We start from the raw sequence: 16,564 nt of genomic DNA on the forward strand, positions 1-16,564 counted from the left end.
GCTGGCCAAGCAATGGACGAGGAGTTCTGATGAGACTGAGCACTGAGCAAGTGATCGCCGACGTCGCCGACGTGTTGTACCTCGAGCCCGCGGCGATCGACTACGAGTTGAGCCTCCGCGACCAGGGGATGGATTCGGTGCGGCTGATGGATCTGGTGGAGCGGTGGCGCACCGCGGGAGTGGCCGGGATCGACTTCATCACCCTGGCCGAGGACTCGCGCCTGGGGCACTGGATCGAGGTCCTGGAGAAGCTCCAGGCCGGCGAAGAAGTGGCTTCCTGACCGTGCGGTAGACGTGCTCGGCGCCGTGGGCCTACCGCCTCAGTTCACGGTGCCAGCACTCGCAACGTGTTGCCCCAGCCCACCAGCGACGTCGCGATGACGGTCAGTCCGGCATCGGCGACGACGGCCTCGAGTTCGTCCTTGGTGCGATATCCGGAGCCGTGCAGCGCCAGCTGCAGGAGGTCGCGCTCTGCGTCGTGTTCGTCCAGCTCGCCGGGATCGAAGGTGTCCTCCACCAGCAGTACCCGGCCACCGGGGCTCAGGCTCGCGGCGGCCCGCTGAAGAACGAGCCTCGCCTCCGCGTCGCGGTACTGCCCGAGCGTGTCGATGATCAGTACGGCGTCCGCCGGTTCGGTCTGCTCGAACACCGACTGCTCGACGATCCGGATCCGGTCACGTCTGGTCGCGTCCGCGATGCTGATCGGAATGTCCCTGCGGAACCAGTCCGCCGCGGTGGGGAGCGCCACGATGGTCACCCTCGCGTCCGGATGGCCCGCCGTGAGGTAGTCGGCGTGGACCCCTGCACCAGGTCCGTGCACGACCACCTCGCCGACGCCGTCGAGCACGGCTGACTTCGCGAGCGGATCGGCGAGCACCCGCGCGAACCGGGACTTGTTCTCCAGACGCTTGTGCTCGAAGGTCAGATCGCCGCGGAGGCCGTCCCAGTCGGTTCCGGTCACCGACCCCAGCACCGGACGATCGTCGCGGACCGCCGCTTCGAGGCCGTGGAAGGCCTGCGACATCCGGAACTCGACCCCGCCCGACACCAGGTGATCGAGGACGGACTCGTCGGTCAGGAACTCGCCGGTCTCACTGAGCTTGTACTCGTCGCCGTCCAGTTCCAGGAGTTCGATCGCCTGCAGGTACCGCAGGAACTTCGCCAGCGAGCGTTCGTTCGCTCCGGTGTGCCGTGCGAGCGCGGGTACGGTGCGCACTCCGCGGCTGATGCAGTCGGCGATCCCGAGGTTCGCCGCCGCCCGAACAGCCAGCGTTGGCAGCAACTCCGACATCTGATGGAACTTCTCGAAGGCCTCGTCGTTGCGCTCGAGGTCCGGCATGGCGGGGTCGGCGTCCGACGCGACAACCTCCGCGCGCCGCCAGTAGCCGGTGAAGTCGATGTCGGCCTTGTCGACACCGCGCTCCTCGACAAGATACCGCCGCAGATCACGGACCACGGCCTGTTCCCCGGCGAGCCAGGCGAAGATCGAGCCCTCTCGCCGGCCGGCCTCGCGCACTGCCCGCAGCAGCAACGGCTCAGTGCCCGCTGCCTGTCCGTGCCGCACGATCCAGGTCACCTCGACACCGGGGCGTGCTGGGAGATCGATCCGGTGCGACTCCTCAGCGACCTCGATGTAGACCTCGGCCTGCGCTTCGCCGGGCAGTTCCTTCAGCAGCCGGTCGATCGCGGGGACGGCCGTGTCGTCACCGGCAACGAGGAACCGGTCGTAACCTTCAGGCCACCCGTCCGAGACCGACGGTCCGCCGACGTGCAGGCGATCGCCGGGCTTCGCCCGGTACGCCCACGTCGTAGCGACACCCACGCCGTGTTTCACGAAATCGATGTCGAGCTCGCGGGTCTGCGGGTCGTAGCGGCGTACCGTGTAGACCCGCCACAGCGCCGGCGGGTCGGCCGGCCACCTGTACTTTCCGTCCTTGTAAACCGGGAGCACCGGCTCGCTCTCGCCGGGGTACGGGAAGATCAACCGGACGCTGTCGTCGAAACCGTGGCTGGCGAATTCGGGGAACGTCGTACCGTCGCTGCCGGTGAACGATCCCAGCTGATCGCCGGTCAGAGTCACCCGGCGCATCCCGGGCGTGACATCGACAACCCGCGCCACCTCCAGCTCCCGCAGGACGATGGTGTGTACGACGGTGGGGCGGGCGCGACGCGGCACGGCAACTCCTCATCGGGCGGGTCAGAACCACAGAACCTTAGCATTGCCTAACCTAATGACCTCCGCCTGTCAGAGCTCCTCGCAGCTCAGTGACCGCCTGGTCCGGGAAGCCGAGGAAAGTGATCGTCGTCGTGTCCGGGGCGAGGTGATAGCGGATCACCGCGCGGTACAGCTGCTCGGTGCCCTCGGGGGTGGGTGGTCCGCTGTCCGGCCCATAGGTCCGCGTGAGGAGCACCGCGGGAGTGGGTACCCGCCGCAACGCTCTGCGACCGGCCTTGTTGTGGTAGCGCAGCAAAGCCAGCTCGGCGGTTCTGGTCGGCTCGGTCTCGTCGAGAGCGACGGTGGCGGCCGCGGTGAACGGACCGGCAGGCAGCGTGGTGATCTCGGGAATCAGCGGGACATCTTCGTCGACTACGCCGCCGATCAGTCGTGCAATTCCCGTTGCCTGGAGCGCGTTGCGGATGGCCTTGCGGACGACGTCGTCAGCAGGGGAGCTGTCCCAGTGGAGGACCGAGGCGGTGCCGGCGGCAAAGGCGAGTCCGTCGATCGTCTGCGCTCCGGCGAGCAGGCCCTTCCATCGATCCAGGCCGTCCGTTGCGACCGCATCGCCGGCTGCCTCGATGGCTTCGAGTGCAGGGACGAGCGCTTGTGGGCGGGACACTTCTGCTCCGCCGGACACCGAATGCTGAAGTGCCTCCGCCAGCCGGTGCAGCGAGGCCCGGTCGACAATTCCCGCGTGGACGGCGAGCACTGCAACCGTCTGTTCGGCGTTGTGTGTGTAGGCGAAGGCCGCCGGGCGGCCGGCCGAGAGGTCGACGAGCTCAACGGCGGCCGACCTGATCGCGTCAACGGTCCCTTTCGTCTCCACGATCTGGGGCTGGACCGACTCTGCGGGCAGGAGATAGGTGAACCAGAGCCGTCGGCTGGTCGCGTCAACCGACAGGCGAAGCGCGTCCGTGTCAGCGACGAGCGAGCGGAAGGCCGATTCCACCGATTCGCTCGTCGACTGCGCAGGCAGGCTGACGAGCTCGGTGAAGACGTACTCATCGGGGGCGGTGTCCACCTCGCGCAAGCGTTCGAGGGCAGCAGACGTGGGAACAAGAACCGGCTCGGCCGAAATGGGGTCGGGCATCGACGGTGCGAGCAGCGCGGCGAGGGCGCCGATAGTGCGCCCCACGAACACCTCGGACAGCTTGAACGGCAACTGGTGCTCACGAGCGTAGGCAACGAGACGTGCCGCGGAAATGCTGTCGCCACCGATGCGGAAGAAGTCGGTGTCGACGCCCAGGTCGGTGTCGTCGGCGAGGTGGAGCACGTCGCGGAAGATGCCGGCGAGGGTGATCTCGGTGCCGGTTTCCGGTGCCCGGCCGTTGGCCGCGGCTGCTGCCAGGTCCGGTTGCGGCAACGCGCGGCGATCCAGTTTCCCGTTCGCCGTCACGGGGAATCGGTCCAGGCGCGTGAACGTGGCCGGCACCATGTAGTCCGGCAGCGACTGCGCGAGATGCTCGCGGAGCGCGTCGAACAGCACCGCGTCCTCAGTGCTGGTTGTGGTGACGTAGGCGGCGAGGTACTGCCCGCCGGCCGGGTGCTCCACAGCGACGATCGCCGCACCCGATACCTCTGGATGCTGTTCGAGGACGGCCTGGATTTCGGCGGGCTCGATCCGGTGACCGCGGATCTTCACCTGGTCGTCGCTGCGGCCGAGGTACTCCAACTGCCCTTGGGAGTTCCACTGCACCACATCGCCGGTGCGATACAGCCGTGCGCCGTCTTCGCTGAACGGGTCAGCTACGAAGCGTCCGGCGGTCAGGCCCGCGCGAGCCACATACCCGTCCGCGAGCTGCACCCCACCTAGATAAAGCTCACCCGCCACACCGACCGGCACCGGACGCAACCAGGCATCAAGAACACGCGTCGTCGTATTTGCCACCGGAACACCGATCGGCACGCCTGCCGCATCTACGAGCTCGGCCTGAACCACCGGGTGAGCGGTGACATCCACGGCAGCTTCAGTCGGCCCGTAGAGGTTGTGCACCTCCGCGTTCTCGAACAGCGCGACGGCGCCGGACGCGGCCACCACGGGCAACGCCTCGCCAGAGCAGAACACCCGTCGTACCGAAGCCACCGACTTCGGGTCCGGGGTCGAGGTGAGGAAAGCCTGCAGCATCGACGGCACGAAGTGAGTGACCGTGACCGCGCGACGATCGATCACTTCGAGTAGATATTGGGGATCCTTGTGTCCGCCGTCCTGCGCCACGACCACCGCCGCGCCGGTAACCAGCGGCAGGAAGAACTCCCAGACCGACACGTCGAACGTGAACGGGGTCTTCAACAGCACCCGGTCCGGCGTACCGATGCGGTAGACCTCACGCATCCACCAGAGTCGGTTGACTATTGCCTGGTGGTCGATCTGAACGCCTTTGGGGCGCCCGGTCGTGCCGGAAGTGAAGATCACGTACGCGGCGTCCGCCGGGAGCAACGGACGCGAGTACTGCGGTGGGTCGATCACGCCGGCATCGAGGTGGTGCTGCACGGATTCGTCGTCGATGCAAAGAACGCGCACGGTGTCTTCGCTGCGCACATGACGCCGAATGTCGTCGGCGGTTTGTCGGTCGGTGATCACGGCACGTGGCTCGGCGTCCGCCAGGATGTGCTTGACGCGTTCGGCGGGATAGTCGGGGTCGATCGGCACGTACGCCGCCCCGGCACGGATCACTGCCGCCAAAGCGACCACCAGTTCGGTCGAGCGCGGAAGTGCGACCGCGACCCGGTCCCCGACCCTCACTCCGTCCGCAACGAGAAGGTGGGCGAGCGCGTTGACCCGCGCGTCAGTCGCGCTGTAGGTGAGTTCAGTGCCGTCATCAGCGATGAGCGCGACCAAGTCCGGAGTCGCGGCGACCTGCCGGCGTAGCAACTCGTCAAGAGTCGCCCCGGGAACGGCGGGCGTCTCACCGCGCGACCAGGTTTCGAGCTGTTGCAACTCCGCTGCAGGCAACAGGTTCAGATCACCGACCCGCGCCTCTGGACCGGCAGCGATTGCCTCGAGCACCGACTTGAGGACGGCAACGAATCGGTCAGCAGTGGCGTCGTCGAACAGGTCGGTCGCGTAAGCGAGTTTCCCGCTCAGCTCGTTGAGCGAATCGAAGATGTCGAGGTCGAGGTCGGTCTTGACCGCGCCGACCGCCGCCGGAGTCGCTGTCGTCTTGGCACCCCCGAGCTGCAGGCCGCCCGCGCGGCGGCCTTCGATGACGCGGTGGGTGAGCATGATCTGGAAGAGGGGGTTGCGGCCCACGGAGCGCTCGGTGCCCAGCGCACGGGTGACCTCTTCGAAGGGCGCGGCCTGGTGCTCGAACCCGCCGAGTACCGTTCGTTTGGTGTTCTGCAGAACGTCGGCGATCGAGTCACCGGGCTGGAACCGATGGCGGATCGGCAGGGTGTTCACGAAGTAGCCGACCTGGTCTTCCAGGCCGTCCTCGGTGCGTCCACCGACCGGTGAACCGATCACCACGTCGGCACCGGCGCCCAGTGCCGAGACGGTCAACGCGGTCGCGGCCTGCAGAGTCATGTACATGGACACGCCCTGCTCGTCCGCAACCTGTCGCAGGCCGGTCGCCACGGCTGGATCGACGGTGAACCGTAGCTCCGCACCGCGGTGGCTCGGCGCCAACGGCCGGGCCCGGTCCGGAGTGATCGTGGACTCTTCGGGCGCATCCGCGAGGACCTCACGCCAATAGTCCAGATGCTTGGAGAGCAGCGAGTCCGGATCCGACGCCGTACCCAGGACGTTGCGTTGCCAGATCGCGTAGTCGGCGTACTGGGCCCGCAACGGCAGCCATCCCGGCTCCTGCCCCGCGGCCCGCGCCTGATAGGCGGTCGACAGGTCGCCCAGCAGCGACGGAAACGACCATTCGTCCACCGCGTGGTGATGTACCGCGACAACGAACACCCAGTCGTCGTCGCCCGTGCGTAGCAGCGCGACCCGGATCGGGAGATCGACCGCGAGACCGAACCGGGCCTGCACCACCGCGCTGACCCGCTCCTCCACGCCGGCCTCATCCACCTCCTCGACGAGCAGAGTGAGCCGGTCGGCCGCTTCCTCGGCCGGTACGACGACCTGCCGGAGCGTGCCGTCCTTCTCCACCAACAGCGTGCGCAGCGCCTCGTGGCGAGAAACCACGTCCCGTACCGCCGTGATCAGCACATCGGGGTCCAGCTCGCCCTGCAGGCGCAGCACCACCGGCACCACGTACCGTCCACCCGGCCCACCCAGCTGATCGATCAGCCAGAGCGCTTGCTGTCCGTAGGAGACGGGGAGCACGGCGGGGCGGGGTAGTTCGCCGACGCGTGTCCCGGCGGTTGCAGTGGCGTTTTCGGCTAGGTGGGCGAGCTGGCTGATGCGGGGGTGGTCGAAGACGTCGCGCAGTGTCAGCGCGGTACCGAGTCGTGCGTTGGCTCGTGCGACGACTCGTGTTGCCAGCAATGAATGTCCGCCGAGGCGGAAGAAGTCGCTGTCGACGCCGAGATCGATGGTGTCGTCGAGCCGCAGTACGTCGCGGAAGATGGCGGCGAGGGTGCTCTCGGTGGCGGTTTCGGGCAGCCGGCCGTCGCCCGCACTGGCGGCCAGGTCTGGTTGCGGCAGCGCGTGGCGATCGAGTTTCCCGTTCGGGGTGACGGGGAATCGCTCCAGGCGCATGAACGTCGTGGGCATCATGTAGTCCGGCAGCGCCTGCGCGAGGTGTTCGCGAAGCGCGTCGAACAGCGCCGGATCCGCGGTGCCGGTCGTGGTGACGTACGCGGCGAGGTACTTTCCGCCGGCCGGGTGATCCAGGGCGGCGATCGCTGCACCTGATACTGCCGGATGCTGTTCGAGGACCGCGCGGATTTCGGCCGGCTCGATCCTGTGTCCGCGGATCTTGACCTGGTCGTCGCTGCGGCCGAGATATTCGAGCTGGCCTTGCGGGTTCCACCGGACCACGTCGCCGGTGCGGTACAACCGGGCGCCGTTGTCGCTGAACGGGTCGGCAACGAATCGGTCGGCGGTCAGGGCCGCGCGGTTCACGTAACCGTCCGCGAGTTGCACGCCACCGAGGTAGAGCTCTCCCGCCGCTCCAGCCGGTACCGGACGCAGCCACGCGTCGAGCACGCGCGCCGTCGCGTTCGCCACCGGAGCACCGATGGGGGTGGCATCGATGATGACGGCCGCTGTGGCATCGCCGGTGACTTCGGTGGAGCCGTAGAAGTTGTGCAGTTCTGCTTGTGGCGCAGCGGATCGCATCGTGTTCGCGGTACCCGCTGTGAGTGCTTCACCGGACGAGATCCAGTACCGGACCGAGGCCAGCGCCGTGGGTGCGCCGTCTTGCCGCACGAGGACGTCGGCGAGGCTGGGCACGGTCAGCAGGTGGGTGACGCGGTGGCGGGCAATCGTGTCGAGCAGGGCGGCCGGGTCCTGGGCGGTTTCCGCGGGGAGGACGACGGTTCGGGTGCCGGCGACCATGGGTCCGAACAGTTCGGTCATGGCGTCGACGAAGCCGATGCCGCTTTTCGACAGCGCTCCATCGCCTGGTCCGTAGTTCAGCACTTGCTGACCCCAGGTAAGGCGATTCACCAGTGCGCGATGCGAGAGCGCGACGCCCTTGGGGTTACCCGTCGTTCCGGACGTGAAGATCACGACGGCAGCGTCGAGGTCGTTCAACGGCCGCGTCAGGACCGGGGCCGTCCTCCCACCGGTGGCCAGGCGATCCTGTACCTCGGGTTCGTCGATCCGGAGGACGTGACCAGATGTCTCCGCGGTGTGCTGATCTGTCAGGACCACACCGGGCGCGGCGTCGTCGAGGATGTGTTCGATGCGTTCCGCGGGGTATTTCGGATCGATCGGCACGTAGGCCGCACCTGCCCGCATCACTCCGGCCAGCGCCACCACCAGGTCCACCGAGCGTGTCATGGCGACCGCGACCCGGTCCCCGACCTGCACGCCCTGCTCAACGAGGAGGTGGGCGAGAGCGTTGACCCGCGCATCGAACTGGCCAAAGGTCAGTTCGATGCCGTCCTCGGCGACGATCGCGACCCTGTCCGGGGTCGCCGCCACCCGGCGGCGTACCAGCTCGTCGACAGTCGCCCGGGGAACCTCGAGCGTCTCGCCTTGCGGCCAGGACGGAGCGGGGGTAAGTCCGGTGCTCAGTTCGTGCAGGGTCCGGGCCGGAGACCCGTCAAGGACAACGTTGAGGAAGTCGCTGAACTGCTGGGCGTGCAGGAGCGGGTCGCTGGTGTCGGAGCCTGCGGAGATCTCCAGCCGGATTCCGGTTTCCGGGGTGCGGTACACGGCGAGGTCGAGTGATCCGACCGGGCCGGTGCTGATCGTTTCGGGGACCGAGATGAAGTCGCCGAAGTCCGGCGTTGATTCGAAGAGTCTGATGTTGATGGTCGGGAGTGTGAGGTACGAGGCTTGGCCGGCCGGCCAGGATCGGGCGATCTGGTGGTCTTCGGCGGTGGTGTGGCGTCGCGAGGTTTTCAGTTGGTCCGCGACGGCTTCGAGGATGTTGCTGAAGATTTGGTACGGGCTGATCTCGGTGACCACGGGGATTGCTCTTGAGATCGCGCTGGGTGTTTTGAGTGATTCGCGGTCGTCGCGCAGCATCAGAGGTACGCGGACTGCTACGTAGTCACGCCGGTCGATCAGAGCGGTGTAGACGCCCCAGACTGCGATCAGGGAGTCGGTCCAGGAGACCCGTGCGGTGCGTGCGAACTGCTGAACCGTCGAGTAGGTGTCGTCGGGGATCGGGACGACAACTGGCCGGCTCGAGGAGACGAAGACTCCGGAGAGATCTTCTTTGCTCTCGTGGCGGGCGCTCTCGATCCCGAGGACGCCACTCCAGTAGGCGGCACCTTCTTCGGCGTGCGAGTCGTCATGCGCCGTGACGTTCTTCAAGCTGCCGAACCAGCGGTCCGGGACCGGATCACTCTTCCGCGCTGCGGAGTAGACCTCCGCGACGCGGCGGATGAACAGGGAGATGCTGTAGCCGTCCACCAGCAGGATGTTGGTGACCAGGATCCAGGCCCAGGTGTCGTCACTGCGACGGACCAGGGTCGAGGACGTCGTCGGCTCTGCGGTGATGGCCGCAGCTCCGGTGAGCTGTTCGCGGGCCATCGCCCGGATCCGATCGTCGTCCGCGCCCGCGTCCACGATTTCTGTCCGGAGTGTGGTCGCGGAGTCGACGTACTGGAAAGGAACTCCGTCGTCGTCGCCGAATCGGACCCGTAGCGCGTCGGCTTCGGTGAACACGGTACTCACCGAGGATGCGAACGCGGCCGGGTCGATCGGGCCGTTCAGCCAGATCAGCTGGCCTGCGCTGAAGACCGAGGACTCGGGAGCAAGGCTGCGTGCTACCCAGTTGCCCCGCTGGCTCGCAGTCAACTCCACACGCTCAAAAGCCGTCAACGGAAGCACACCCACTTCTCTCGAGTCATTTCGGTTCGGTTGGGCGCGCCACCGCTGGGCGTTCACGGCCCAAGGGCACGACGGACGGGGTGCCGGCGACCGGATCGGGCACGACGAGGCAGCGCAGTCCGAAGACCTCGTGCACGAGGTCGGCGGTGACGATCTCGGCGGGCGGGCCTTCGGCGACGACGCGGCCCGCCTTCATGGCGATCAGATGGGTGCCGTAGCGGGCGGCCTGGTTCAGGTCGTGCAGCACGGCCACCAGGGTGTGGCCGACGTGGTGCAGGTCGGTGAACAGTTCCATCAACTCGATCTGATGGGTGATGTCGAGGAAGGTGGTCGGCTCGTCGAGCAGCATGATGTCGGTGTGCTGCGCGAGTGCCATGGCCACCCACACCCGCTGACGCTGACCACCTGACAACTCGTCCACCAGGCGGCTGGACAGCTCGGTCACCGCGGTCTGGTCCATCGCCCGCAGTACGGCCTGCTCGTCGGCTTCGGTCCACTGCCGGGCGAATCCTTGATGGGGATACCGGCCCCGGGCCACCAGGTCGCCCACGGTGATGCCGTCGGGGGCGATGGAGGTCTGCGGCAGCAGTCCGACCCGCCGGGCCACCTCCTTGGTCTTGAAGGAGTTGATGTCGGCGCCGTCGAGAACGACCTGCCCGGCTGACGGTTTCAGCAGCCGGGACAGGCCGCGGAGCAGGGTGGACTTGCCGCACGCGTTCGGACCCACGATCACGGTGAACGACTCGTCGGGGATCGCCACAGACAGCTCTCGGGAGATGACGCGTTTGTCGTAGCCGATCGTCGCCGCCTCCACCTGGAGGCGTGAGCTGTTCGGAGGCCGAGCGGAGCTGGGTGCATCCTCCGCTGTCGTCAGACCGTCGGTGCTGATGTGGGTGGTCACAGGCGTCTCCTGGCTTCGGTGATCAGCAGCCAGCCGAGGTACCCACCGCCGAGCATGACGGTGACGATGCCGACCGGCAACGGGGTTGGGGCGACGTGCTGGGCGAGGTAGTCCGCCGCCAGACAGAGCAGCGCGCCGACCAGGGCGGCGGGCGCGAGGGTGATCCCCGCGCTGCGGGTGAGCCGGCGTCCGATCTGCGGCGCGACCAGGGAGATGAACGCGATCGGCCCCGACGCGGCGGTGACCGTCGCCGTCAACGCAACCCCCAGCACGATCAGCCCGAGACGAGCCGTCGAGACCCGCACTCCCTGGGCGGCGGCCGCATCGTCGCCCAGCTCCAGCTGCCGCATCGGCCGGCTCGACATCGCCGCCAGGAGCAGGAGTACGGCGATGCAGATGCCGCCGATGGCGACCTGGGTCCAGGAGACGCCGTTGAGTGACCCGGCACCCCAGGTGGCCGCGGCCATCGCCTGATCCAGGTCGGCTTTGAGGATCAGCCAGGTGTTGATCGAGCCGAGCATCGCCGAGATGCCGATGCCGACGATGATCAGGCGGAACCCCTGGACGCCGCGCCGGTAGGCGAGCAGGTACACGGCGACGGCCGTGGCGATTCCGCCGATCAGCGCTCCGCCGACCAACTGCCAGTAGGTGCCGTTGACGAGAAGGATCACGATCAGCGCGCCGGTGTAGGAGCCCTGGGAGAACCCGATGATGCCGGGGTCGGCGAGCGGGTTGCGCAGCGTCGACTGAAAAACCGCCCCGCTCACCCCTAGCGCTGCGCCGAACACCAGCGCCGCCGCAACCCGAGGCAGCCGCCATTCGACCACGATGTCGTGGACGAGCCCGGTCGTTCCGCCGGTCAGCGCGGAGACCACCTGTCCGGGACCGAGCTGGAACGAGCCGGTCATCAGCGCGAGCACCGCCATACAGGCGACCGCCAGCGCGAGGACCGAGCAGATGATGACCGACCGCCACTCGAGCCGTACTGCGAACCCCCGCCGCCGCAGTACCAGCATCTGCCGTCCGAAGTCCACGCGGCGCGTCCCTGGGGACCGGGCGATCCGGGACGAACTGGTGTGCGGATCGCGAGCAGTGCGCGTGCTCATAGGCCGCTTGCTTTCTTCTGCCGCACCAGCGCGATCAGCACGGGCGCGCCGACGAAGGCGGTGACGATGCCGACGGGGATCTCGCCGGGCCGCATCACGACCCGCCCCAGGATGTCGGAGGCCAGCAGCAGACTTGGAGCCAGCAGCACGCTGTAGGCGAAGATCCAGCGCTGGTCCGGACCGACGATCCAGCGGGCGACGTGCGGGACCATCAGCCCGACGAAGCCGATCGGCCCGGCGATCGCGGTGGCGCCACCGGCGAGCAGGGTCAGCGCGATGATCGCGAGGATCCGGGTGCGGACCAGCCGGACGCCCTGGGCGACGGCCAGCTCGTCACCGAGAGCCATGGCGTTGAGCGGGCCTGACACCGCGATGGCCAGGACGAGCGCGATCGCGAAGAACGGCAGGATCGGCCACACCAGGTCGAGCGGGCGGCTCACGACCGAGCCGGCGTTCCAGGATCGCATCGCGTCGAAGGCGTCCGGATTGGTCAACTCGAGGGCTGAACCAGCGCCACCGAGTACCGCCCCGACGCAGACCCCGGCGAGAACCATCATCACCGGCGACTGGCCGCGTCGGGTCGACCCGAGGGCGAGCACCATGAGGGTGACGATCAGCGCTCCGGCGAACGCGAACCACATGTAGTTCTGGATGTCGCGGACTCCGAGCAGCCCCACGGCGACTGTCACCGCGAAGGAGGCGCCCGCGTTCACTCCGAGGATGCCCGGATCGGCCAGCGGATTGCGGGTCAGCGCCTGGATCAACGCCCCGCCGACCCCCAGCGCCGTACCCACGACCAGCGCGACGACGGTGCGCGGCAGCCGGAAGTCCCGGATCGCGAACTGATCGATGTCGTTCGCCGGATGGAACAGGGCATCCCACACCACAGCGGGCGAGATGGCCGTCGACCCGATCAGCACGCTCGCCACCAGCAACGCCAGGAGCACTGTGAGCGCGACGACCAGGCCGATCAGACGACGCCGCGATCCGGGCACCGTCACGGTGCCCGGATCGGCGGGTCGTCGCAGAGTGAGAGCTGTCACTTCTTGGCGGGGAGGGTCGCCAGAGCCTTGTCGAGCGAGTCCAGGTAGCGCAGTACGGAGCCGTAGGAGTTGTTACCGGGACAGAAGATGCCGAGCGCGTGACCGGAGCTCACGGTCGGCAGAGCCTTCCAGGTGTTGGTCTCGACCACCGGCGCGAAGACCTCGGTCGGCTGGCCCTTGTCGTTGGCGGGGTAGGTGATCACGTCGTACTTGGACAGTTTCGACAGCTGCTCGAAAGGCAGGTTCTCGTAGGCCAGGGGGTCGGCGCCGGCGGGCGCCTTGGGGAAGTTCAGGCCGACGTCGTCCTGGGCGATCTCGACGCACCCGATGTCCGCGACGACGAACGTCCCGGCATCGGAGTTGGCGTAGCGGTCGAGATTGACGAACTTGGTGGTCTTGATGACGTCCGCGTACGTCTGCTTCATCTTGGCGACGTGGCCCTCGAAGTCCGACTTCTGCCGGCTGAGCTCGTCCTTCACGTTGCCGGCCTCCGCGAGTCCCTCGGCGAGTGCCTTCCACTCGGTGTCGAGCCCCCAGAAGACCGTCGGGGCGATCGTCCCGAGTTGCTTCTCGATCTTCTTGAACTCGGTGTCGGGAATCTGGACCAGGATGAGGTCCGGCTTGAGACTGGCGACCTTCTCGAGGTCCACCTCTTCGCCGAGGCTCGTGGCCTTCTTGAACTTCGCCTGCTGTTCCTCCGGCAACAAGCCGAGTTCGGAGTCAGCCACCCCGGTGACGCCCACCGGCTGGCCACCCATGTCGATGAACGGCAGATCCGTGTTGCCGATCGTGACGACCCGCTGCGGGGCGGCGGGGACCTCGATGGGCCCGTTGCCGGCCGTGACGGTGCGGGTCTTGGGTGCGTTGTCACCGGTCGCGCCGACGGGGTTGTCGTCGCCGCTGCCGCAGGCCGTCAGGACGAGCGCGATGCTCAGGACCGCTGCGGTCAGGGCTGCGCTGCGCCGCGTCAGGGGTGTCGTGGTCATGGTGTGCTCTTTCCTTCTGCTTTCAGGGGATCTGGAGGTCATCGGGGTGCCGGAGTGGGCCACCGGACGGATGTCGTTATCGAATCCGGGGGAGCCGAAGGCCGACTGGGGGGAAGCCATTCGCCGAGGTGTACTCGCGCAGCCGTACGCCACCCAGCGTGACCTTCGCATACTCACTGTCAGGTCCACCACCCGAACAACCTCGACCTCGACCTCAGGCAGGGTCAGGGGATGCACCGTGAGACGGCGCAAGGTCTTCGGCATGCTGAGAGCGGGCCTTTCCGGTCTTCTTCCGCGGTGAGCAGGCCGCGCTCCATCGACGCTGGGGCCTTCGGGTCATATTAGGTAACCCTTACCTTAAAAGCCAGCGGCAGTACTTCGACCGTGTGGAGAGCGTCCTCGGCCGGTTCGTTGGTCACGCGGCCTTCGTGCCCAGGAGGGCTCGCACCGGGACCTGCTCGATGTACGGCCGATAGGGATGGAGCACTTCGCGGAGCTCCGCTGCGATCTGTGGACGCTCGCTGGGCGGGGGAAGGCGGTCGACCGGTACCGCGCTGTAGACCCCGCCGAGTAGGTGATCGAAGTCCAGCTCGTCGGCATAGTCCAGCTCGACCTTGCTGACCTCGAAGCCATTGGCCGTCAGGCTCTGGCTATAGCGCTGTTGTGTTGCTTTGTCGGTACCACAGCTGTCGACTGGACGCGCGCCCAGCCAGTCGGACAGCCATTCGCGTAGCGCTCGTGACCAGTCCGAGTCCTGCAGCCACAGCGGGATTCCGTTGGACACCACCATCACACCACCGCCAGGACGCAGGAGGGGTCCGACCGCGGCGAACAGCGCCTCATGGTCCATCCAGTGCAGTGCTTGCCCGATCGCCACGGCACCAATGGACTGTTCAGCCAACAGCGATCGCAGCAGTGGGAGGTCGGAGTCGCTGCCGACCATCCACGCCACATTCGTGACGCCCTGGTCCTGGGCGGCTGAGCGGGCGCGGGACAGCATGTCTGGTTCGGGATCGACCCCGATCACGGCCCGAACGTGCGAGGCGATCGGTGTCGCCAGTTGCCCCGTGCCACACCCGAGATCGATCACCAGATCGTCGCCCGTCAACGAGAACGCGTCGACGCACCCGCCGATCAACCCTGACGGATAGCCGCGGCGGTATCGGTGATACAGGTCAGAAACCTCGCCGCCGAACCCCAGATCCATCGTCTCAGAATGCCTCTTCACCTCGATGATCCGACAGGGCTTCTGCCGCCGGCATAACGCCTTTTGCCGTGTTGGAAGCTGACCGCTGACGCATCGAGACATCCTCAGGAAAGGTCGAATGGGGTGATCGACAGGGCGGTGACGTCGGCGTTACGGAGTGCGGCAACTACACGGTCGCTGGCGGCGAAGTCGAAGTTCTGTGCGCCGTGGGTGAAGTAGAGGTCGTGGGACGGGTTTGAATCGAGGACGGCGAGGCCTGCGAAGTCACCGACGGGGCTGCCGTCGCGGTACTCGACCGTCACGGGGAAGATTCGGTAGCCGGTGGCGCCGAGTGATTCGAGGACGTCGATGAAGCGGCGCGAGGCGATCTTGGCGCCGCTGCCGGTGGTCCAGAGGAGGTCACCCACCCGCCGGCCGCGGTTGCCGTGAACGTAGCGGGGGATGAAGCCGACCCGTTCGACCTCGCCATCGGCGACGAGGTCGTACACGTCGGCTCCGTCAGGCATCAACCATGGACCCAGTTCGGGTTCGCCTGGGAATCTGGACGAGACCCAGATGTCTTGTGTGGCCGATCTGGCCTGCAGCACGTGTGGGATGGCGTTGTCCTGTCAGCAGCTGTAGGTGAACATGCCTTGTATCGAGGTGCGGTACTGGAGGATCTCAGCTTTCGTGGCGTTCGGTTTGCCGGCGAAGAACGTGTCCCACAGCCTGTTGTACTTATAGGCGTTGGACGAATGGTTGGTCGGTACGCCTACCTTGGAGCACCACCAGCGGAGGTAGACGGGGTCGTGGATGTTGAGGCCCCGGGCCTTGAACTTCGCTTCGAACTTCTGCGGCATGGTGTGGTGCGCCTGGTAGGGCGACGGCCGGCCTTTGGTCTTCAGGGTCAGGTTGTGGATCTTGTTCGCGTTGGTGAACGGGAGCCCGATCCAGAAATGCGAGAACTTCGTTCCGATCGGGCTGACACCAGGCGACCCGAAATCGCCGAGGAACTCACCATCGATGGCGCGGGTCGAGTCGTGGACGCAGGTCGCCGGGATGGTCACGACGCTGCGGACCAACCTCAGCGGGGCCACGCCTTTGACGCGCTCCGGGTCGCCCGGGACCGTGACGACTTGGACGGCCGCCTGGAAGTCGGCTCTCGTGTGAGCACTGGTGTAGCAGTAGCCGTAAAGCTGTGCCCGGGCGGGCGCCGGTGTGGCTGTCAAGTTTCCCAACCACATGGACAGCACGACAGTTTTCCCCGGCAAGGCAACGACGGGTGAGTTCACTGTGAAGCGGTTGGCCGCGGTGATGGGGGTTGGCGCGGCCGAGGCCGTCGCCGGGGCCAGGATCCCGGGAACGGTGACCACGGCCAGCGCTGTCAGGGTGGCCAGGATTGACTTACGCATCAAAAGACATCCTCAGGGGGTCGGACAGACCTGCAGGGATGTGGATTCTGGCGACCGCCCCTGCCGTGCCACTGCCCGTACTCCGCCCGTACCACCAAGGCTCCGCAGCGATGTTCATTCGGCGACGCTGCCGCGAAGGCGTCAGCGCGTGGCCGCATCCTCGAACTAGGCAACCATCGTTCGCGCGGCGGGTCCGATGGCCGAGCACCTCCGCAGCCTTGCTGTGGTTCTGATGTTACTTAATGACTGGATCGATAGAAGAACTGGAAGATTACTTCCTCCCTGGCGGAACCCGGCTGCTGGTGCGATC

The 16,564-nt window shown here is 67.0% G+C and carries 10 protein-coding genes; 1 reads left to right on the top strand and 9 read right to left on the bottom strand.

Translation table 11 applies throughout. The features are described from left to right. The first annotated feature begins 29 nt into the window (after positions 1-29). Positions 30-281: a phosphopantetheine-binding protein gene (locus OX958_RS16970; protein ID WP_270138806.1), complete on the top strand. Its 252-nt coding sequence runs from the start codon at positions 30-32 to the stop codon at positions 279-281. 44 nt (positions 282-325) lie between these two features. Here OX958_RS16970 and OX958_RS16975 read toward each other — a convergent pair whose 3' ends face one another. The 9 genes from OX958_RS16975 to OX958_RS17015 all read right to left on the bottom strand — a co-directional run bounded on the left by OX958_RS16975 (position 326) and on the right by OX958_RS17015 (position 16,215). Further along, positions 326-2,176: a siderophore-interacting protein gene (locus OX958_RS16975; RefSeq protein WP_270138808.1), complete on the bottom strand. Its 1,851-nt coding sequence runs from the start codon at positions 2,174-2,176 to the stop codon at positions 326-328. 52 nt (positions 2,177-2,228) lie between these two features. Further along, positions 2,229-9,587 (bottom strand): non-ribosomal peptide synthetase, encoded by a 7,359-nt coding sequence (locus tag OX958_RS16980; RefSeq protein ID WP_270138810.1) that lies wholly within the window; start codon positions 9,585-9,587, stop codon positions 2,229-2,231. 49 nt (positions 9,588-9,636) lie between these two features. Continuing rightward, entirely contained in the window at positions 9,637-10,521 is an 885-nt protein-coding gene (locus OX958_RS16985; RefSeq protein WP_442913281.1) for an ABC transporter ATP-binding protein, read from the bottom strand. Next, a complete protein-coding gene (locus OX958_RS16990) occupies positions 10,518-11,555 on the bottom strand; it encodes a FecCD family ABC transporter permease (protein ID WP_270138812.1) in 1,038 nt (345 codons plus the stop codon). The genes OX958_RS16985 and OX958_RS16990 overlap by 4 nt, the downstream gene beginning before the upstream one ends. A 68-nt stretch (positions 11,556-11,623) precedes the next feature. Further along, positions 11,624-12,670, bottom strand: coding sequence for a FecCD family ABC transporter permease (locus OX958_RS16995; RefSeq protein ID WP_270138813.1), 1,047 nt, complete (start codon positions 12,668-12,670; stop codon positions 11,624-11,626). After that, positions 12,667-13,656: an ABC transporter substrate-binding protein gene (locus tag OX958_RS17000; RefSeq protein ID WP_270138815.1), complete on the bottom strand. Its 990-nt coding sequence runs from the start codon at positions 13,654-13,656 to the stop codon at positions 12,667-12,669. Before OX958_RS17000 ends, OX958_RS16995 begins: the two co-directional genes overlap by 4 nt. Positions 13,657-14,071: 415 nt before the next feature. Beyond that, the gene (locus OX958_RS17005; protein ID WP_270138817.1) at positions 14,072-14,863 is read right to left on the bottom strand and encodes a class I SAM-dependent methyltransferase; all 792 of its coding nucleotides are present in this window, start codon (positions 14,861-14,863) and stop codon (positions 14,072-14,074) included. Between the two features lie 104 nt (positions 14,864-14,967). Next, positions 14,968-15,369 carry a hypothetical protein gene (locus OX958_RS17010; RefSeq protein WP_270138819.1) on the bottom strand — a complete coding sequence of 134 codons (402 nt, stop codon included), beginning with the start codon at positions 15,367-15,369 and terminating at the stop codon, positions 14,968-14,970. Between the two features lie 102 nt (positions 15,370-15,471). Beyond that, entirely contained in the window at positions 15,472-16,215 is a 744-nt protein-coding gene (locus OX958_RS17015) for a hypothetical protein (protein ID WP_270138821.1), read from the bottom strand. Positions 16,216-16,564: the final 349 nt, after the last annotated feature.

Source organism: Kribbella sp. CA-293567 (genome assembly GCF_027627575.1).
In the GTDB taxonomy this organism is placed as follows: Bacteria; Actinomycetota; Actinomycetes; order Propionibacteriales; family Kribbellaceae; genus Kribbella.